The sequence below is a fragment of the Arthrobacter sp. C2 genome (assembly GCA_024207135.1).
In the GTDB taxonomy this organism is placed as follows: domain Bacteria; phylum Actinomycetota; class Actinomycetes; order Actinomycetales; family Micrococcaceae; genus Paeniglutamicibacter.
The window spans coordinates 81,341-98,586 of sequence record CP042428.1 but is presented as its reverse complement, the minus strand read 5'-3'; the positions used below and the strand labels follow the sequence as shown (position 1 = coordinate 98,586).

Genomic DNA, 17,246 nt, shown 5'->3' with positions numbered 1-17,246 from the left:
ATCTGTCCTTATGTTGTTTCGTGGTTCGCCGATTGCCAAGGCGAATCAACGTCGTAGTCGTCGATGTCACCCACTCCGGGAAGATGCGGGGAGATCCTGGGCAGCTCGGAGATACTGCCCAGTCCCAATCTTTCCAGAAAGTACGAGGTGGTCTGATACAACGTGGCACCACTTTCACCGTCGTCGGGTGCTTCGTGGATCAGCCCGCGCGTGAGTAAGGTGCGCACCACCGAATCGACGTTGACCCCGCGAATCGCCGCGATCCTGCCGCGGGAGACCGGTTGCCGGTAGGCGATCACTGCCAAAGTTTCCAGCGCTGCCTGGGTAAGTCTTGCCGTTTGGCCGTCGATGACGAAGCGTGAAACGAAGGGAGCAAATTCACGTCGGGAGAAGATGCGCCAGCCGCCGGCCAGTTCACGCAGCTCAAAACCGCGTGGTGTATCCCCACCATCATACTGTGCCCGCAGCTTTTCAAGGGCCGCTGTGACGCGTTCCTCACCGACCTCGAGCACGCGGGCGAGGTGGCCGGCGGAGATGGGTTCGTCGATGACCATCAGCACCGCCTCGATGCCCGCTTCCAGTCCCCCGGGCAGCGAATCAACGGAGCCTTGGCCCTCGGCGGCCTCCCGCGGCGGGACCGGGGCCGGGGCTGCGGGGTGTGCCGAGGCCGGGGCGGTGACGGGTTCGTTCATGGTTCTTCCCTCTGTGCGGGTGGTGCCAACGTGGCGGATGTCTCGGAGTCGATGCCGGGCCCGGGCCCGTATTCCTCGTGCAGTGCGGCCGGATCCCAGTCGGTGTCGGCCGCCAACCAGCGCACGGCCAGCTCCTGGAGCGGGGCGTCCTGCGAAAAGGCGATGACCTGCTCGCGGTACATCTCCAGCAGGGCCAGGAAACGGGCGACGACCACCAGGTGGCTGGCGGCGTCCGCGACCAGCTCGCCGAACACCAGGGTCCCGCGCTCCTTGAGCATCGAGGCCAGGATGGCGGCCTGCTCGCGCACCGAGACATTGCCGCCGTGCAGGTGCGCAATGCCGACCTCGGTGGGCTCGGGGGCCTTGGGCGCCAGCGCCGCGACGGCAAGTTGGGCCAGCTCCCCCGGGGTGGTCTTGAAAAGCAGTTCCGGCAGCAGTGCGGCGAAGTGCGCCTCGAGCCCCGCCTGGCGCGGGAAGCTGGCGGCCTCGTCGAGCAGCTTTTCGGAGATCCAGCCGGCGGCGTGCTTGAACGCCTTGTACTGCAGCAACCGGGCGAAGAGCAGGTCGCGGGCCTCGAGCAGCGCCATGTCCTCGTCGGACTCGGCATCGGTGTTCGGCAGCAGGCGGGCGGCCTTCAGGTCCAGCAGCGTGGATGCGATGACCAGGAACTCGGTGGTCTCATCCAGCGCCTTGGCGCCTCCGCGGGCCTGGAGGGCCTTGAGGTAGGCGATGAACTCGTCGGTGACCTCGGCCATGGCGATCTGGGTGATGTCCAGCTCGCGCTTGGCGATCAGCGAGAGCAACAGGTCGAAGGGACCGGTGAAGTTTTCCAGCGAAACCCGAAAGCCACCGGCCGGTTCCTTCTCGGGGACCGGCGCGGTGGCCAGGGGGTCGGCGGCGGGTGCCGTCATTACGGGGCGCCGCCACGGGCGATCAGTTCCTTGGCCAGCTGGCGGTAGGCCTCGGCGCCGGGGTGGTTGGTCGCGTAGGACGTGATCGGCTCGGCCGCCACGTTGGCGTCGGCGAACTTGATGGTCCGGCGGATCACGGTCTCGAAGACGGTGTCCCCGAACGCCTCGACCAGCCGGCCCACGACCTCGCGGCCGTGCAGCGTGCGCGGGTCGTACATCGTGGCCAGCACCCCGTCGATGGACAGTGCCGGGTTCAACCGGTCCTGAACCTTCTCGATGGTTTCGACCAGCAGCGCCACCGCGCGCAGCGCGAAGAACTCCGCGGTCAGCGGGATGATCACGCCGTGGGCGGCGGTCAGCGCGTTGACGGTGAGCAGTCCCAGGGACGGCTGGCAGTCGATGAGCACGATGTCGTAGTCGTCGGTGACCGAGCGCAGCGCGCGCTCGAGGACCTGCTCGCGGGCGACCTCGTTGACCAGCTGGACCTCGGCGGCCGAAAGGTCGATGTTGGCCGGCAGCAGATCGACGTTTTCCACGTCGGTGGTGATGATGGCGTCACGGATCGTGGTCTTGCGGTCCATCAGCACGTTGTAGACGGTCACGTCCAGCTCGTGCGGGTTGGTCCCGAAGCCGGCGGACAGCGCGCCCTGCGGGTCGAAGTCGACCAGCAGCACCTTGCGCCCGTATTCGGCCAGGGCCGCGGCCAGGTTGATGGTGGAGGTCGTCTTACCGACCCCGCCCTTCTGGTTGACCATGGCGATCACGCGGGCCGGGCCGTGGGATTCCAGGGGCAAGGGCTCGGGGAAAATCGTCATCGGGCGACCCGTGGGTCCCAAGGGGGTCGGCTCCTTGAGCAAACCCGCGCCTCGCGACTTGCTGCCCTGTTCCTCGCTCACGGTATGAACCACGCTTCCGTTCGTTGTGCGATTTGGTTGACTGTTAGTTTCAAGGGTATAGGTTTCGCGCCGGGCTTTGCCCCATCGGGGTCGCGGCGAGCCTTTACCTTGAAGTTGAAGTCCAATGTTATGGGCGGGCCGGGAAACCGTGCCCGCGGCGCCGCCCGCGCCAACGGGGCACGGCATTAACGGCACCGGCCGCCGTGCTCGCGTGGGCGAGCGCGGCGGCCGTGGCTGCGCGTTGCGGCTAGTGCTCGTTGGCGGTCAGCGAGAGCTCGTCGAAGGGACGCTCCCCGGCGAGCACGGCGCGGGCCTGCTCCATGTCGATTTCCTTGGTCCACGTGCCGATCAGCAGCGTCGCCACGGCGTTGCCGGTGAAGTTGGTCAGTGCGCGGGCCTCGGACATGAACTTGTCGATGCCCACGATCACGCCCATGCCGTCAAGCAGTTCCGGGCGGTGCGACTGCAGGCCGGCGGCCAACGTGGCCAGGCCTGCGCCGGTGACCCCGGCGGCGCCCTTGGAGGCGATGATCATGAAGACCAGCAGGGAGATCTGCTCGCTGAGGTTCATCGGCATGCCCATGGCGGTGGAGACGAACAGCGCGCTCATGGTCAGGTAGATGGCGGTGCCGTCGAGGTTGAAGGAATAGCCGGTGGGAACCGTGATGCCCACGACCGGCTTGGAGACGCCCACGTGCTCCATCTTGGCGATCAGGCGCGGCAGTGCCGACTCGGAGGAGGAGGTGGAGAAGATCAGCAGGTACTCGCGGGCCAGGTACTTCAGCAGCGCGAAGATGTTCAGCCCGGTCACGGCGCGCAGCAGAGAGCCGAGGATGACCACGATGAACAGGGCGCAGGTGGCGTAGAAGGCACCCATGAGGATGGCCATGGAGCCGATGGCGGCCCAGCCGGTGGCGCCGACGACCGCGGCGATGGCACCGAAGGCGCCGATCGGGGCGATCCACATGATCATCATCATCAGGCGGAAGACCACGGCCTGGATGTGCTTGATGGCGCCGAGGACGGGCTCTCCGCTCTTGCCCATGGACTGCAGGGCGAAGCCCACGAACAGGGCCAATACCAAGGTGGGCAGCACCGGGATGTCGCCCGGGATCAGTTCGAGCAGGAACTTGACGGTCGCGTTTTCGGTTCCGCCGGCGGCCCCCTCGTAGGGCTGCAGCTTCAGGCCCGCCCCGGGGTGGATCAGGTTGCCGACGAACAGGCCGATGGCCAGCGCGAAGGTGGACATGGTGATGAAGTAGAGCAGTGCCAGGCCGCCGACCTTGCCGACGGTGGCGGCCTTCGCGATCGAACCGATGCCCAACACGATGGTGCAGAAGATGACCGGCGCGATGATCATCTTGATCAGCGCGACGAACCCGGTGCCCAGCGGCTTGAGCGCCTTGCCGAGGTCCGGGGCCAACAGGCCGATCGCGGCACCGGCAACCACGGCGATGATCACCATGATGTACAGCCAGTGGGTGCGGTCCTTCTTGGCGGGTGCTTCCTGGTTCTCGATCGGGTCCCGGTCCAGGATTCCTGTCGATGTTGGCGTCGTTGCCATGGGGTGGCTCCTTCTGAACGAATGTCTGCTGCGGGGAGGCGGCGGGGGCGGTGGCGCTTGCTGTGCCCGGGCTTCTTCATCCATGGTGGGGGCGAACGTGATCGATATCTCTCTTGTGTTCATAATGGTCATGGCATGCTTGCCCGCGTGCCACCCTTGAAGGCAGCGCCCATGCACCCGGCACCGGGCACCTCAGACGGAAGGTGGCATCGATGCCACGGTCCCCGGGCGGCCCGTCCGCCCCCGCATCCAGGGAACGCAGCGCGAGCCCGGCGCGTTCCCCCTACTCGCTGGCGACCCGCATCTTCGTCGCGCAGCTGGCGCTGGTTGCCCTGGTGGTGCTGGTGGTCAGCACGGCCAGCTACCTCAACGCCCGGACCCAGGCCCATGAATTCGCCGCCAAGCGCGTGCTCTCCGTCGCCGAGACCCTGTCCCACGACCCCTTCGTCATCAACGCGGTGCAGCAGCCGGACCCCTCCGGGGCGCTGGTCCCCTTTGCCAAGAACATCGTGTCGCACGCGGCGGTGGACTTCGTGACCATCATGGACACCGACCGCACCCGCTACACCCACCCCACCGCCAGCGAGATCGGCCGCAAGTACGTCGGCAGCGTCGAGCAGGCGCTGGCCGGGCACAGCCAGGTCGAGGACTACCGCGGCACCCTGGGCCCCTCGGTGCGGGCCATCGCCCCGATCCGGGACGCCGGCGGGAACGTCACCGCGATGGTGGCGGTGGGCGTCACCCTGCAGTCCCTGGGCGCCACCCAGGCCGCACTGGTTCCGGCGATCCTGGCCGTGGCGGTGCTGGCGGCGGGGCTTGGCGCGGTGTTCACCTATGCGCTGGCCCGGTACCTGCGCCGCGCCACCCTGGGCTACGGCCCGGAGGAGCTGCGCCGGCTCTACGCCTACTACTTCTCCGCGCTGCATTCGCTGCGCGAGGGCCTGGTGCTGGTCGATGCCAGGGGGCGGCTGGTGCTCTACAACGACCAGGCGGCGCAATTGCTGGGCCTGCCGCCGGCCGGGTCGCTGCGCCCGCTGCCGGTCGACCGCCTGGGGCTGCCCGAGACCGTGGCCGAGCTCTTTGCCTCCGGGCGCCGGGCCGTCGACGAGATCCACCTGACCAGCGACCGGGTGCTGGTGATCTCCCAGCAGAACGCCGAGCAGCCCGACACCGGGCCCGGGGCGAAGGTGCGCTGGCCGCTGCGCCGCCGCCTGGTGGAAAGCAAGCTGGGCACCGTGGCCACGCTGCGCGACCACACCGAGGTCCAGGCGCTGACCGGGCAGCTCGAATCGATGCGCACGCTCACCGAGGCGCTGCGCGCCCAGACCCACGAGCACGCCAACCGGCTGCACACCGTGGCGACGCTGATCGAGCTGGGCCGCGAGCGCGAGGCGCTGGAGTTCGCGGTGGCCGACCGGCAGGAATCCCAGCGGCTGACCGACGAGTTCGTGCTGGCGGTCGACGAGCCGTACCTGACCTCGCTGCTGGTGGGCAAGGCCGCCCAGGCCCACGAGCGCGGCATCGCCCTGACCCTGACCGCTTCCGGTCAGCTGCCCTCCGGCGCCCTGGATGCCCGGGACCTGGTCACCATCACCGGGAACCTGCTGGACAACGCGTTCGACGCGGCGGCCGGCTCCGAGCTGCGCCGGGTGTGGGCGGACTTCGCCGCAGACGCGGAATCCGTGGTGATCTCGATCGCCGATTCGGGCCCCGGCGTGGACCCGGACCTGCTCGACGAGTACTTCCGGCTGGGGGTCTCCTCCAAGCCGGTGGTTCCCGGGTCCGGCTCGCGCGGGCTGGGCCTGGCCCTGGTGCGCCAGGCTGTCGCGCGCCTGGGCGGCTCGCTGGAAGTGGATAATGATGCCGGGGCGATCTTCACCGTGACCCTCCCGATGTCTCCGCGCGGCGGACCCCGGGGCCGCAACGGGCCCTGACCCCGGCCGCCTGCGCCCCGCCACAGTGTCGAAGCCCTACCTAGCCAAAGGAATCACCGGTCCATGGATACGCACAGAAGCCTCCGCGTCCTGGTCGTGGACGACGAGCCCACCACCGCCGCCGCACACGCGAAGTTCGTGGCCCGCGTGCCGGGCTTCAGCGTGCAGTCGATCGCGCACAGCGGCAACGAGGTCTTCGCGGCCCTGGATGCGGCGCAGGAGGCGGGCACCCCGATCGACCTGGTGCTGCTGGACATGAACCTGCCTGACCTGCACGGCCTGGACGTGGCCCGGAGGGTGCGCGGGCGCGGGAACACCGTGGACATCATCGCCATCACCGCGATCCGGGACCTGAACGTGGTGCGCACCGCGATTTCCGCCGGGGTGACCCAGTACCTGATCAAGCCCTTCGGCTTCGCGGCTTTTGCCGAGAAGCTGGAGAACTACCGGCAGTTCCGCTTCAACCTGGGAAACTCGGGGCAAGCCGCATCCCAGTCATCGATCGACAACGCATTTGCGGCGTTGCGCTCGGTGGGCCCCGCTCCCCTGCCCAAGGGGTTGATCACCGAGACCCTCGGCTCGATCTCGGAGGCGCTGCGCTCGGCGAGCGCCGCGCTCTCGGCCACCGAGGTCTCCGAGCTGCTGGATCTGTCCCGGGTCACCGCGAGGCGCTACCTGGAGCACCTGGCGGACACCGGGGACGCGGCCAAGGCCCCGCGCCATGGGACCCGTGGCCGGCCCGAGTACGAGTACCGCTGGCGCCGGGAAGGCTAGGAACGCTTCCGGTTCATCCCGTGGGGCGAAGGAACGGGAGCAGGTCCTCGATGACGCCCGGGTCCTCGATGGTGGAGGGCACCGCGTACGGCTTGCCGTCGGCAATCTGCCGCATGGTCTTGCGCAGGATCTTGCCCGAGCGGGTCTTGGGCAGCGCCGCCACGATGCGCACCTCGCGGAAGTCCGCGACCGGCCCGATGTGCGCGCGCACCATGGACACCAGCTCGCCGCGCAGCTGCTCCTCGGAGATCGCCGCCCCGCTCTTGAGCACCACGTAGCCGCTGGGGCGCTGGCCCTTGAGCTCGTCCGCCACGCCGATCACGGCGCATTCGGCCACCGCCGGGTGGGAGCCGAGCACCTGTTCCATGGCGCCGGTGGACAGCCGGTGGCCCGAGACGTTGATGACGTCGTCGGTCCGTCCCATGACAAAGAGGTAGCCGTCCTCGTCCAGGTACCCGGAGTCCCCGGTGGCGTAGTGGCCGGGGAACTGCTCGAGGTAGGTGGTGATGAAGCGCTCGTCGTTGCCCCAGAGCGTGGCCAGGGTGCCCGGGGGCAGCGGCAGCTTGATGGCGATGTTCCCTTCCTCGCCCGGCCCCAGCTCGACGCCGAGCCCGTCGAGGATCCGCACGTCGTAGCCGGGCACCGGGACCGTGGGCGAACCGGCCTTGGGCTCGAGGGTTTCCAGGCCCACGCAGTTCGAGGCGATGGGCCACCCGGTCTCGGTCTGCCACCAGTTGTCGATCACCGGCACCCCGAGCTTCTCCCGCGCCCAGGCGTAGGTGTCCGGGTCCAGGCGTTCACCGGCGACGAAGAAGTTGCGCAGGGAAGAGATGTCGTGCCCGGCCAGCAGCGCCGCTTCCGGGTCGGCCTTGCGGATGGCCCGCAGCGCGGTGGGGGCGGTGAAGAAAGTGTCGACCTGGTGGTCCTCGATGAGCCGCCAGAAGGCCCCGGCGTCGGGGGTGCCCACGGGCTTGCCCTCGTAGAGCACCGTGGTGGCGCCGGCGATCAGCGGCCCGTAGACGATGTAGGAGTGGCCCACGACCCAGCCCACGTCCGAGGCGGTGAGCATGGTGGAGCCGGGCCCCACCCCGTAGACGGTGCGCATCGAGTAGTCCATGGCCACCGCGTAGCCTCCCGAGTCCCGCACCACGCCCTTGGGTGATCCGGTGGTCCCGGAGGTGTACAGGATGTACAGCGGGTGGGTCGAGGGCACCGGGACCGCCGCCGCGGCGGCGGACTCGGAGACGAGCTCGTCCCAGTCGTGCCAGGCGGTGCCCGTCCCGGCGAACTCGGCCAGCGAGTGCTCGAAGCCGTCGCGGTGGGCGACGATGACGGTGCGGATCTGGTGCGTGGCCATGGCGATGGCTTCGTTGACGGCCGGCAGGTATTCGATGCGGCGCGAAGGCTCGATGCCGCCGGTGGCGGTGATGATGGCAACCGGGGTCGCGTCGTCGATGCGGGCGGCCAGTTCCTTGGGCGCGAAGCCGCCGAAGACCACCGAGTGGATGGCCCCGAGCCGTGCGCAGGCGAGCATCGCGATGTGGGCCTGCGGGATCATCGGCAGGTAGATCAGGACCCGGTCCCCGGCCCCGATCCCCTGGTCGCGCAGTGCGCCGGCGAAGCGCGCGACCCGATCCAGCAAGTCGGCATAGCTGTAGGTTTCCTGGATGCCCAGGACCGCGGAGTCGTAGACCAGGGCGGTGGCGTCCCCGCGGCCGGCGGCGACGTGGCGGTCCAGCGCGTTGTGGCAGACATTGAGCATCCCGTCGGGGAACCAGGCGTTGATCGGGGCGCGGCTGGAATCGAGCCCGGTGGCCGGCTCCCGTTCCCAGTCGATTGAGGTAGCGGCCTTGAGCCAGAAGGCCGCCGGGTCGCTGGTGGATTCGGCAAAGGTCTGCGCGTAGGAAAGTGCCATGCGAACCGTCCATCCGTTCGGGTCTGGGGGGGTGTTCGGGTGGAGTCGAGCTTATGACCAGAGCCACGGAATTTCAAGGGTCATGTATACATAGAACGAAATTTTGACCGCATTCTTCCGATGGGGACGTGACATTTGGCAATTTCTGTATACAGTTGATGTCATGAGAGCAAGCGACAAGGCCTACGAGGAGCTGCGGACGGACATCGTCGAATGGCGGTTGCGTCCCGGTGCCGTGCTGGGCGAGGTCGAGCAGGCCGAACGCCTGGGCGTCTCACGGACCCCGCTGCGCGAGGCCCTGGCGCGGCTCGTGGCCGACGGGCTGGCCGTGCAGCAGCGCGGACGCGGCGCCGTCGTCTCGGACGTCTCGCTCGAACACGTCGATGACCTCTTCGCCCTGCGCCGCGCCTTGGAGATCGAATCCGCCCGCATTGCCGCACGCCGCGCGGACCCGGCGGTTTTCACCGAGCTGCGCACCCGCTTCCTCGAGGCAGGGAAGGGCGCCGATCCGGAATCCCGGGAATCCTTCTACCACCTGGCCGCCGAGCTCGATGGCCGCATCGACGCCGCGGTGGCCAATCCCTACATCCAGCAGTCGTTGCGCTCCCTGCGCGTGCACCTGGCCCGAGTCCGCCGCCTGGCCCAGGACGACCCCGCACGCCTGGCCGTCTCGGCGCTCGAGCACGCAGCGATCGCCGAGGGCATCGCCGCCCGAAACCCCGACATCGCCGCAGCGGCCACCCAGTTGCACCTGCACCACAGCCTTGAACACATCAAAGCCCATTCCGGCACCCGAGAGGACACCTAAATGATCAACCACCCAGTACGCGTGTACCGCAGCGAGGAAAACCTGGCCCACGAGGACCAGCTTGCGCACAAGATCGCCGTGGTCGCCGCCGACCCCGTCGAGGTCCCGGCCGAGGTCACCGAGATGATCATCAACCGCGTCATCGACAACGCCTCGGTGGCCATCGCCTCGCTGAACCGCGGCCCGATCGTTGCGGCTCGCGCCCAGGCCCTGACCCACGCCCCGTCCACCGGCGGCAAGGGTGCCTCGGTCTTCGGGATTTCCGAGAAGGTCTCCCCCGAGTGGGCGGCCTGGGCCAACGGCGTGGCGGTGCGCGAGCTCGACTACCACGACACCTTCCTGGCCGCGGAGTATTCCCACCCGGGCGACAACATCCCGCCGATCCTGGCCGTCGCCCAGCACACCGGTGCATCGGGCAAGGACCTGATCCGCGGGATCGCCACCGGATACGAGATCCAGGTCGACCTGGTCAAGTCCATCTGCCTGCACGAGCACAAGATCGACCACGTCGCGCACCTGGGCCCCTCGGCCTCCGCCGGCATCGGCACCCTGCTGGGACTTGATGTCGAGACCATCTTCCAGGCCGTTGGCCAGGGCCTGCACACCACCACCGCCACCCGCCAGTCGCGCAAGGGCGAGATCTCCACCTGGAAGGCCCACGCCCCGGCCTTCGCCGGCAAGATGGCCGTGGAGGCGGCGGACCGCGCGATGCGCGGCCAGACCTCCCCGGTGCCGATCTACGAGGGCGAGGACGGCGTCATCGCTTGGATGCTCGATGGCAAGGACGCCGCCTACACCGTGCCGCTGCCCGCGTCAGGCGAGGCCAAGCGCGCGATCCTTGACACCTACACCAAGGAGCACTCGGCCGAGTACCAGGCGCAGGCCTGGATCGACCTGGCCCGCAAGCTCAACCGCGAACATCCCGAAGCCACCGACCCGAAGAACGTCGCCTCGATCCTGATCAAGACCTCCCACCACACGCACTACGTGATCGGCTCGGGCGCCAACGACCCACAGAAGTACGACCCGACCGCCTCGCGCGAGACCCTGGACCACTCGATCCCGTACATCTTCGCCGTGGCCCTGCAGGACGGCTCCTGGCACCACGTCGATTCCTACTCCCCGGAACGGGCCGGCCGGCCCGACACGGTCGAGCTGTGGAACAAGGTCACCACCGAGGAAGACGCGGAGTGGACCCGCCGCTACCACTCGCTGGACATCAGCGAAAAGGCCTTCGGCGGCACGGTCGTCATCACCCTGACCGACGGCACCGTGGTCACCGACCAGATCGCCGTGGCCGACGCGCACCCGCTCGGCGCGCGCCCGTTCGCCCGCGAGCAGTACATCAACAAGTTCCGCACCCTGGCCGCCGGCCTGGTGGAGGCGGACGAAATCGACCGCTTCATCGCCGCGGCCGAGAACCTGGAGAAGCTGGGTGCCGGCGAACTGGACCAGCTGAACATCGTTGCGGCACCGGGCGTCATCGACCTCGCCGCCGCCCCGAAGGGACTGTTCTAGATGTTGTACTCGACCACCACCCCCGAGCAGAAGCGCGCGGCCCTGCGTGAGATGCTCGTGCCGGGAACCGCGCGGCAGTTCCCGGGGGCCTTCAACCCGCTTTCGGCCCGGATGATCGCGGAAAAGGGCTTCGACGGCGTCTACATCTCCGGCGCCGTGCTGGCCAACGACCTGGGATTGCCGGACATCGGGCTGACCACGCTCACCGAGGTCGCCACACGTGCCGGGCAGATTGCCCGGATGACGGACCTGCCGGCCCTGGTCGATGCCGACACCGGCTTCGGCGAGCCCATGAACGTGGCCCGCACCATCCAGGAACTCGAGCACGCTGGCCTGGCCGGTTGCCACATCGAGGACCAGTTCAACCCCAAGCGCTGCGGCCACCTGGACGGCAAGAACGTCGTGGACCTGGACACCATGGTCAAGCGCATTGCCGCCGCCGCCGACGCGCGGCGCGATCCGAACTTCCTGATCATGGCCCGCACCGACGTGCGCGGCGTCGAGGGCTTGGGTGCCGTTGTCAACCGGGCCAAGGCCCTGGTGGATGCCGGCGCCGATGCCATCTTCCCCGAGGCCATGAAGGACCTGTCCGAATTCGAGGCGGTGTGCGCGGCCGTGGATGTCCCGGTGCTGGCGAACATGACGGAGTTCGGCAAGTCCGAACTTTTCACTCGCGAACAGCTGGCCGCCACCGGCGTGGCCATGGTGATCTACCCGGTGACCCTGCTGCGCAGCGCCATGGGCGAGGCCGAGCGCGTCCTGGACGCGATTGCTGCCCACGGAACCCAGGAGTCTCGGGTAGATTCAATGTTGACGCGTGCTCGTCTGTACGAGCTGGTTGATTACGAGGCGTACAACCGCTTTGACACCGGGATCTTCAATTTCCAGGTCCCGGACCTGGATATCCACTCAAACAACGCGAATCTGTAGGAAACAGGAGCGAGCGATGACTGAAACAACAGAGATCAAGAAGGGCCTGGCCGGGGTCGTTGTCGACTACACGGCCGTTTCCAAGGTCAACCCGGACACGAATTCGCTGCTGTACCGCGGATACCCCGTCCAGGACCTGGCCGCGTCCAAGAGCTTCGAAGAAGTTGCCCTGCTGCTCTGGACCGGCGAGCTGCCCAGCGAAATCGAGCTCACCGACTTCGTGGCCGCCGAGCGCGCCGGGCGCGCCCTGGCCGCCAACGTCAAGGCCGCCATCGACCTGCTGCCGCTGGATTGCCACCCGATGGACGTGGGCCGCACCGCGGTCTCCGTCATCGGCGCCAACCACGCCCTGGCCGGGGATTCCTCCCCGGAGGCCGAGTTCATCAAGGCCAAGGAGCTCTTTGCCGCGTTCCCGGCGGTTGTCGCCTACGACCAGCGCCGCCGCCGCGGCCTGGGCGTCGTGGAGCCGCGCGAGGACCTGGATTACTCGCAGAACTTCCTGTGGATGACCTTCGGCGAGGAGGCCGCCCCCGAGGTGGTCGACGCGTTCCGCGTGTCCATGGTGCTCTACGCGGAGCACTCCTTCAACGCCTCCACGTTCACCGCACGCGTGGTGACCTCCACGCTCTCGGACCTGCACTCGGCCGTCACGGCCGCCATCGGTGCACTGAAGGGCCCGTTGCACGGCGGGGCCAACGAGGCCGTCATGCACACCTTCCAGGAGATCGGGATCGACAAGAACGAATCCCGCGAGGACGCCGCCGCGCGCGCCAAGGCCTGGATGGAGCAGGCCCTGGCGGCCAAGAAGAAGGTCATGGGCTTCGGGCACCGCGTCTACAAGCACGGCGACTCCCGGGTTCCGACCATGAAGGCCGCGTTGGACAAGATGGTCGCGTACTACGACCGCGGCGAGCTGCTGGGCCTGTACGACGGGCTGGAGGCCGCCATGGACGAGGCCAAGGCCATCAAGCCGAACCTCGACTACCCGGCGGGACCGACGTACCACCTGATGGGCTTCGACACCGACATGTTCACACCCATCTTCATTGCCTCGCGCATTGTCGGATGGACCGCGCACATCGCCGAACAGCGCGCCTCCAACGCGCTGATCCGCCCGCTGTCGGCCTACAACGGGCCGGAGCAACGCGCGCTGTAAGCTCGCAGCCGCACACTGAGGGTGCCGGGACCACGTGGTCCCGGCACCCTCCGTTTTTTGTGTCCCGGCCGTGGGCTACTTCAGCCGCAGCGACGCTGCCACCTCCATGGCCCGTTGGTATTCGGTCGATTCCAGGTAGGTGTTGCGCTCGGCCGCGTCCATGAATCCGAGGTACCCGGTCCAGGCGTCCGCCTGGACCATCTTCCCGCCGTGGTGGAAGGCGGTGGCCAGGTCGCACATCTTGCCCTGCGCGGGGCTGCCGGCCTCAACCAGCGAGACGGTGGAGCGCTCGATGCCAAAGACATCGGTCTCCGTCACCAGCCCCAGGGCCAGCTTCCCCTCGTCGACCACCACCGAGGTGGGAGCCAAGCCGTGCAGCACGTAGGTGGCCGACGGGTCGTTGCAGGTGTCGTCCGCCGCGTCCCCGGCCCGGTCGTCGGGGAACAGGCCCAGGTTGAAGACGGCCTTGCCGTGCGCGTCGAAGAACATCAGCTGGTAGGTGGCGGCGTCCTTCGGATCCGTGGTGGCCGGGTCCAGGACCTTGCCGCCGGCCCCGCGCATGGATTCGCGCCTGGTCCAACCCGGGTGCGAGAGCTCCAGCACCGAGTTGGAGTAGGCCACGGGGGCGGCATCGGATTCGGGCTGCATCCACGAGGGCTCGTTGGGGCCGAAGAGCTTCGCGGCGAGCTGCTCGTCGATGCCCAGGTGCTTGATGGCCCGGTCCATGCGCTCGGCGGGGGTTTCCTCCGGTTCGTAGGTGTAGCCGCGCAGCATTGGCCAGGACAAGTACTCGGGCTGCACTTCCACGCCGTCGTCCCCGATCTCCGACGGAGAGCTGACCCACTGGCCAGACTCCGGGTTCCAGGTGGCCAGCAGCATGCCGCCGGAGGTGTCGTCGATGTTTTGTTCGACGCGGAACTGGTCCGTCGGGGTGAAAGCCGCGTAGCCCTCCAGGCAGCCGATGAGCGAGAAGGCCTTTGCGTCGTATCCGGGGTCCGAGAGCTTTCCCTTGGCGTCCGCAACCATGATCTCGGGCACGGACAGCGCGCGGCAGGCCGCGTCGTCGGCGAAGTGGGTGCCGTCCCAGGCCGGGAACAGCCCGTTGGGCCAGGATTCGGGGTCGGCTGCGCCGGTGGGATCCGGCGTGCCCGTCGGGTCCGCGGTGCCGGACTCCGAGGGTTCGGGAACCGTGGTTGTTTGCGTGGGCGGGTTCGCGGGCAGAGGGTCGGGCACCGGGGCGTTCCAGGGCGCCCACACCACGACCGCCGCAACTGCCGCGGCCGTGGCCATCGCGCCCAGGGCCACCGGCAACCAGTGCCTGGGTTCCTTCGGGGGCTCGGCCACCGGGCGTTGGATGAACACCGGTGCCGGGTCCGAGAGGTCAAGAGGAAGCGGTCCGCCGGAGTCACGTGAAGCGCGGGGGTCGGCGTCGCGAAGAAGCTGTTCAATGTTGTCCATTGTCGGTTCCACCCTTCAATATCTGGTTCGGGGACCTGCGGGAGAAGGCCTTGCGGGCCCTGAAGAGCCGGGATTTCGCCGAGTCGGCGGAACAGCCCAGGATGGCGGAAATTTCGGCCAGGGACAGCAAGTCCCAGTAAGCGAGCATGAGTATCTCGCGTTCCGCCTCGCGCAGCGTGGCCAGCACCTCGCGGACCGCCTGGCTGGTGCCGTCCGGTTCGGCGGGCCTGCGGGAAAGCTCGGCCCGGCCCAGCTTGTCCACCAGGCCGCGCTGGCGCTGTTGGGCGCGCAACTCGTTCGCCACGAGGTTCCGTGCAGTGACCAGCAGCCACGCCAGCGCGTCGTCATCCGGTTCTTTCTGCTGCTGCCAGGCGATCCGGAAGACGTCGTTGGTGATTGATTGGGCCGATGGCACATCGCGCAGCCGCCGGAAAACGTAGCCGTACACGCGTCCGGAGTGCTGGCGGTGCAGCTCTTCCACATGCGAGGCGGTCTTCGCTCCCATGGGTTTCCCCCTCCTGCTCCTTGCGACGACCCCTCCTTCGCTCGGGTACGTCCTCTTGCCTAGGTAATGTCCGGGACGTCGGCGTAGGTGACGCGGACTGCGGAAAATCCTTCACATAGCGAGGTGCAGGCTAGGAAGCGGGGCGCGGGAGATGCCGACATGACCGAGCGTACCGTTGCAGGGCCCATTGGCAAGGCCCGGATGCGGCCGGCGCCGAGGTCGGTGCCGCCCTGCCGAGGCCGGCCGACCGGCCTGCCGGGTGAGTGGAGTGGCGGACCTACCCCAGGTCTTGGATGACCAGGGACTTGGCCACCGCCTTGGCCTGGGTGTATTCACCCGAGCCCAGGTACGCGTTGATTTCACCTTGGTTCTTGAAACCCATGGGGTCGTTCCAATGGGTGAGCATCAAGGTGCGTTCCCCGATGTCAACGCCGAAGCGCACATCGCAGGCCCTCCCCGTGGACGGGAGGTCCGCGGGATAGAGCCCGACCACCGAGTAGCGGCTTCCATCGGCTTCCGTGACCGTGCTCAGGGCCAGCTTCAGCGGCCCCGCATCCGCAACCACGCTGCTGGGTGATTCGCCATCAAGTTTGTAGGTGGGTCCCGGATCGGCACAGTCCGTGGGCTCCTGCTCGGCGCCCTTTCTCATGCTCGTCAGGCTGAATACCTTCTTTCCCCGGAGGTCGTAGAAGACCAGGTCGTACCTGTCCACGTCGTTGGGTCCGGCCATTGGATCGTTGATGGGAGTGCCGATCTCATCCATCTTCCACTCGCGTTCTTCCCACGCGGGCTGGTCCATCCTCAGCAATTCGTTGCCGAAGGCGTGGCTTTCCTCCGTTGGTTTCGCGTCCATCCACGACGGCACGTCGGGTCCCAGAAGCCTGCCCAGGCTGGTGCCGTCAAGTCCCAGGACCTTGAGCTTTCGCAGTTGTTCGGGCTTGAGGATGGGATCGGATGGATTGTCCAGCGCCCGCAGCCGGGGGTTGGTGAAGAAGGGCATGCTGCCAACGACGTTGATGCCCGTGTCGTCGTCTGCGCTGATGCTCCAGGTTCCGTCCTTCCAGCGGGCTAGCCAAATGCCGGAACCGTCACCGGTGGGGTTGCCGGCCTCGGCCAGGTCCGACCGCAGGATCGTCGCCAGGGAATCGACGCAGCCGATCACGGGGTACGCGTTGGCGTTGTCAGGCAGTTTGGTCCGGATTCCATTGGCGTCCACGAGGTCCAGGGTCCGCAGGTCAAGGGCGTTGCAGGCGGCCGAGTCCTGGAAGTAGACGTCCTGGCTGGCCGGAACCAGGAAGTTGGGCAGCCCGTAATCGATGCGCGGCAGCGCCGATCCATCCGCGGATGAGCTGGGCGAGGGACCGGTGGTGGGATCTCCCGTGGTCGGAAGCGTGGGCGAGGCCGGGCCGGTTCCCGTCGGGGCCTGCCAGGGCGCCCAGACGACGAGTCCGGCGGCCGCAGCGGCGATGGCCATTCCTGCCGCGATGATCCGCCATTTTCCCCCGGATTTTCCCGGATCCACCTGTACGGGCCGCTGGCTGAAGACCGGGACGGGATCTTGGAGTTGCAGCGGACCGGGATCGTCGATGTTGTCGCGCTCGGCCGGGTCGATCCCGGAAATGAGCTTCTCAATGTTGTCCATGAGAGCTGCCACCCTTCAACATGCTTGTTGGTGCCTTGCGTTCAAAGGCCTTGCGGGCCCGGAACAGCCGCGATTTCGCCGATTCGTGCGAGCATTCCAGCACCGCGGCGATCTCGGCAATCGGCAGCGCATCCCAGTAGGCGAGGATGAGCACCTCGCGGTCCTTGGCACGCAGCGCGTCCAGGACCTCGTGCACCTGTTCGTCCAGTCCGGAATCGCGGCCGCTGCGCTCGGCGAGCCGGGCGGCTGCGGCCTTCAGCACGAGGTTCTTTTCCCGGCCCATGGAGCGCAACTCGTTGCCGACAAGGTTCCGGGCCGTCACCAACAGCCACGGAAGTGCATCGCCGCCGGGCGTGATGCCGCGTTGCCAGGCCAGCCGGAAGGCGTCGTTGGTGATTTGCCGGGCGACCTCGACGTCCAGGAGCCGGCGGTAGACATACCGGTAGACGTTCTTCGAATGCAGGCGGTGCAATTCCTCCACGGCCGCTGAAGCCTGTGTTTCCACCGACGCCCCTCCCCCTGTGCCCGGCCGTGGGCCCCGCA

The 17,246-nt window shown here is 67.9% G+C and carries 15 protein-coding genes; 6 read left to right on the top strand and 9 right to left on the bottom strand.

Features of this window, described 5'->3' with window-relative positions:
- Nucleotides 1–8: 8 nt before the first annotated feature.
- The 4 genes from scpB to FPY90_RS00445 all read right to left on the bottom strand — a co-directional run bounded on the left by scpB (nt 9) and on the right by FPY90_RS00445 (nt 4,063).
- Entirely contained in the window at nt 9–692 is a 684-nt protein-coding gene (gene scpB / locus FPY90_RS00460; protein ID WP_083411544.1) for an SMC-Scp complex subunit ScpB, read from the bottom strand.
- Nucleotides 689–1,603 carry a segregation and condensation protein A gene (locus tag FPY90_RS00455; RefSeq protein WP_498683247.1) on the bottom strand — a complete coding sequence of 305 codons (915 nt, stop codon included), beginning with the start codon at nt 1,601–1,603 and terminating at the stop codon, nt 689–691. Before FPY90_RS00455 ends, scpB begins: the two co-directional genes overlap by 4 nt.
- Complete coding sequence (locus tag FPY90_RS00450; RefSeq protein ID WP_071216901.1) at nt 1,603–2,499, bottom strand: ParA family protein; 897 nt, start codon at nt 2,497–2,499, stop codon at nt 1,603–1,605. Before FPY90_RS00450 ends, FPY90_RS00455 begins: the two co-directional genes overlap by 1 nt.
- Before the next feature lie 247 nt (nt 2,500–2,746).
- Complete coding sequence (locus tag FPY90_RS00445; RefSeq protein ID WP_498683246.1) at nt 2,747–4,063, bottom strand: cation:dicarboxylate symporter family transporter; 1,317 nt, start codon at nt 4,061–4,063, stop codon at nt 2,747–2,749.
- Between the two features lie 212 nt (nt 4,064–4,275).
- Here FPY90_RS00445 and FPY90_RS00440 point away from each other — a divergent pair, with 212 nt between their 5' ends.
- Both FPY90_RS00440 and FPY90_RS00435 read left to right on the top strand, forming a co-directional pair.
- Nucleotides 4,276–5,997 (top strand): sensor histidine kinase, encoded by a 1,722-nt coding sequence (locus FPY90_RS00440; RefSeq protein ID WP_498683244.1) that lies wholly within the window; start codon nt 4,276–4,278, stop codon nt 5,995–5,997.
- A gap of 63 nt (nt 5,998–6,060) precedes the next feature.
- Nucleotides 6,061–6,771: a response regulator gene (locus FPY90_RS00435; protein WP_498683242.1), complete on the top strand. Its 711-nt coding sequence runs from the start codon at nt 6,061–6,063 to the stop codon at nt 6,769–6,771.
- Between the two features lie 13 nt (nt 6,772–6,784).
- On the opposite strand, the gene FPY90_RS00430 is transcribed toward FPY90_RS00435, so the two are convergent.
- Nucleotides 6,785–8,686, bottom strand: a complete 1,902-nt coding sequence (locus tag FPY90_RS00430; RefSeq protein ID WP_498683241.1) for an AMP-binding protein — start codon at nt 8,684–8,686, stop codon at nt 6,785–6,787.
- Nucleotides 8,687–8,849: 163 nt separating this feature from the next.
- Here FPY90_RS00430 and FPY90_RS00425 point away from each other — a divergent pair, with 163 nt between their 5' ends.
- The 4 genes from FPY90_RS00425 to FPY90_RS00410 are packed head-to-tail and all read left to right on the top strand — an operon-like array spanning nt 8,850 to nt 13,098.
- Nucleotides 8,850–9,494: a GntR family transcriptional regulator gene (locus tag FPY90_RS00425; protein WP_071216905.1), complete on the top strand. Its 645-nt coding sequence runs from the start codon at nt 8,850–8,852 to the stop codon at nt 9,492–9,494.
- A complete protein-coding gene (locus FPY90_RS00420) occupies nt 9,495–11,012 on the top strand; it encodes an MmgE/PrpD family protein (protein WP_498683238.1) in 1,518 nt (505 codons plus the stop codon).
- A complete protein-coding gene (prpB, locus tag FPY90_RS00415; protein ID WP_498683236.1) occupies nt 11,013–11,942 on the top strand; it encodes a methylisocitrate lyase in 930 nt (309 codons plus the stop codon).
- 16 nt (nt 11,943–11,958) lie between these two features.
- Complete coding sequence (locus FPY90_RS00410) at nt 11,959–13,098, top strand: bifunctional 2-methylcitrate synthase/citrate synthase (RefSeq protein WP_498683233.1); 1,140 nt, start codon at nt 11,959–11,961, stop codon at nt 13,096–13,098.
- A gap of 75 nt (nt 13,099–13,173) precedes the next feature.
- Here the strand turns inward: FPY90_RS00410 and FPY90_RS00405 are convergent, their stop codons facing one another.
- The 4 genes from FPY90_RS00405 to FPY90_RS00390 all read right to left on the bottom strand — a co-directional run bounded on the left by FPY90_RS00405 (nt 13,174) and on the right by FPY90_RS00390 (nt 17,208).
- Nucleotides 13,174–14,556: a hypothetical protein gene (locus FPY90_RS00405; protein WP_498683231.1), complete on the bottom strand. Its 1,383-nt coding sequence runs from the start codon at nt 14,554–14,556 to the stop codon at nt 13,174–13,176.
- The gene (locus FPY90_RS00400) at nt 14,543–15,061 is read right to left on the bottom strand and encodes an RNA polymerase sigma factor (RefSeq protein ID WP_071216910.1); all 519 of its coding nucleotides are present in this window, start codon (nt 15,059–15,061) and stop codon (nt 14,543–14,545) included. Before FPY90_RS00400 ends, FPY90_RS00405 begins: the two co-directional genes overlap by 14 nt.
- 277 nt (nt 15,062–15,338) lie before the next feature.
- On the bottom strand, nt 15,339–16,703 hold the full coding sequence (locus FPY90_RS00395) for a hypothetical protein (protein ID WP_498683228.1): 1,365 nt from the start codon (nt 16,701–16,703) through the stop codon (nt 15,339–15,341).
- The gene (locus FPY90_RS00390; RefSeq protein WP_498683227.1) at nt 16,690–17,208 is read right to left on the bottom strand and encodes an RNA polymerase sigma factor; all 519 of its coding nucleotides are present in this window, start codon (nt 17,206–17,208) and stop codon (nt 16,690–16,692) included. Before FPY90_RS00390 ends, FPY90_RS00395 begins: the two co-directional genes overlap by 14 nt.
- Between the last annotated feature and the right edge of the window lie 38 nt (nt 17,209–17,246).

Bases quoted from the DNA above. Each gene is read 5' to 3' on its own strand.
- scpB (WP_083411544.1), bottom strand. From the start codon at position 692: ATGAACGAACCCGTCACCGCCCCGGCCTCGGCACACCCCGCAGCCCCG.
- FPY90_RS00455 (WP_498683247.1), bottom strand. From the start codon at position 1,603: ATGACGGCACCCGCCGCCGACCCCCTGGCCACCGCGCCGGTCCCCGAG.
- FPY90_RS00445 (WP_498683246.1), bottom strand. From the start codon at position 4,063: ATGGCAACGACGCCAACATCGACAGGAATCCTGGACCGGGACCCGATC.
- FPY90_RS00440 (WP_498683244.1), top strand. From the start codon at position 4,276: ATGCCACGGTCCCCGGGCGGCCCGTCCGCCCCCGCATCCAGGGAACGC.
- FPY90_RS00435 (WP_498683242.1), top strand. From the start codon at position 6,061: ATGGATACGCACAGAAGCCTCCGCGTCCTGGTCGTGGACGACGAGCCC.
- FPY90_RS00430 (WP_498683241.1), bottom strand. From the start codon at position 8,686: ATGGCACTTTCCTACGCGCAGACCTTTGCCGAATCCACCAGCGACCCG.
- FPY90_RS00425 (WP_071216905.1), top strand. From the start codon at position 8,850: ATGAGAGCAAGCGACAAGGCCTACGAGGAGCTGCGGACGGACATCGTC.
- FPY90_RS00420 (WP_498683238.1), top strand. From the start codon at position 9,495: ATGATCAACCACCCAGTACGCGTGTACCGCAGCGAGGAAAACCTGGCC.
- prpB (WP_498683236.1), top strand. From the start codon at position 11,013: ATGTTGTACTCGACCACCACCCCCGAGCAGAAGCGCGCGGCCCTGCGT.
- FPY90_RS00410 (WP_498683233.1), top strand. From the start codon at position 11,959: ATGACTGAAACAACAGAGATCAAGAAGGGCCTGGCCGGGGTCGTTGTC.
- FPY90_RS00405 (WP_498683231.1), bottom strand. From the start codon at position 14,556: ATGGACAACATTGAACAGCTTCTTCGCGACGCCGACCCCCGCGCTTCA.
- FPY90_RS00400 (WP_071216910.1), bottom strand. From the start codon at position 15,061: ATGGGAGCGAAGACCGCCTCGCATGTGGAAGAGCTGCACCGCCAGCAC.
- FPY90_RS00395 (WP_498683228.1), bottom strand. From the start codon at position 16,703: ATGGACAACATTGAGAAGCTCATTTCCGGGATCGACCCGGCCGAGCGC.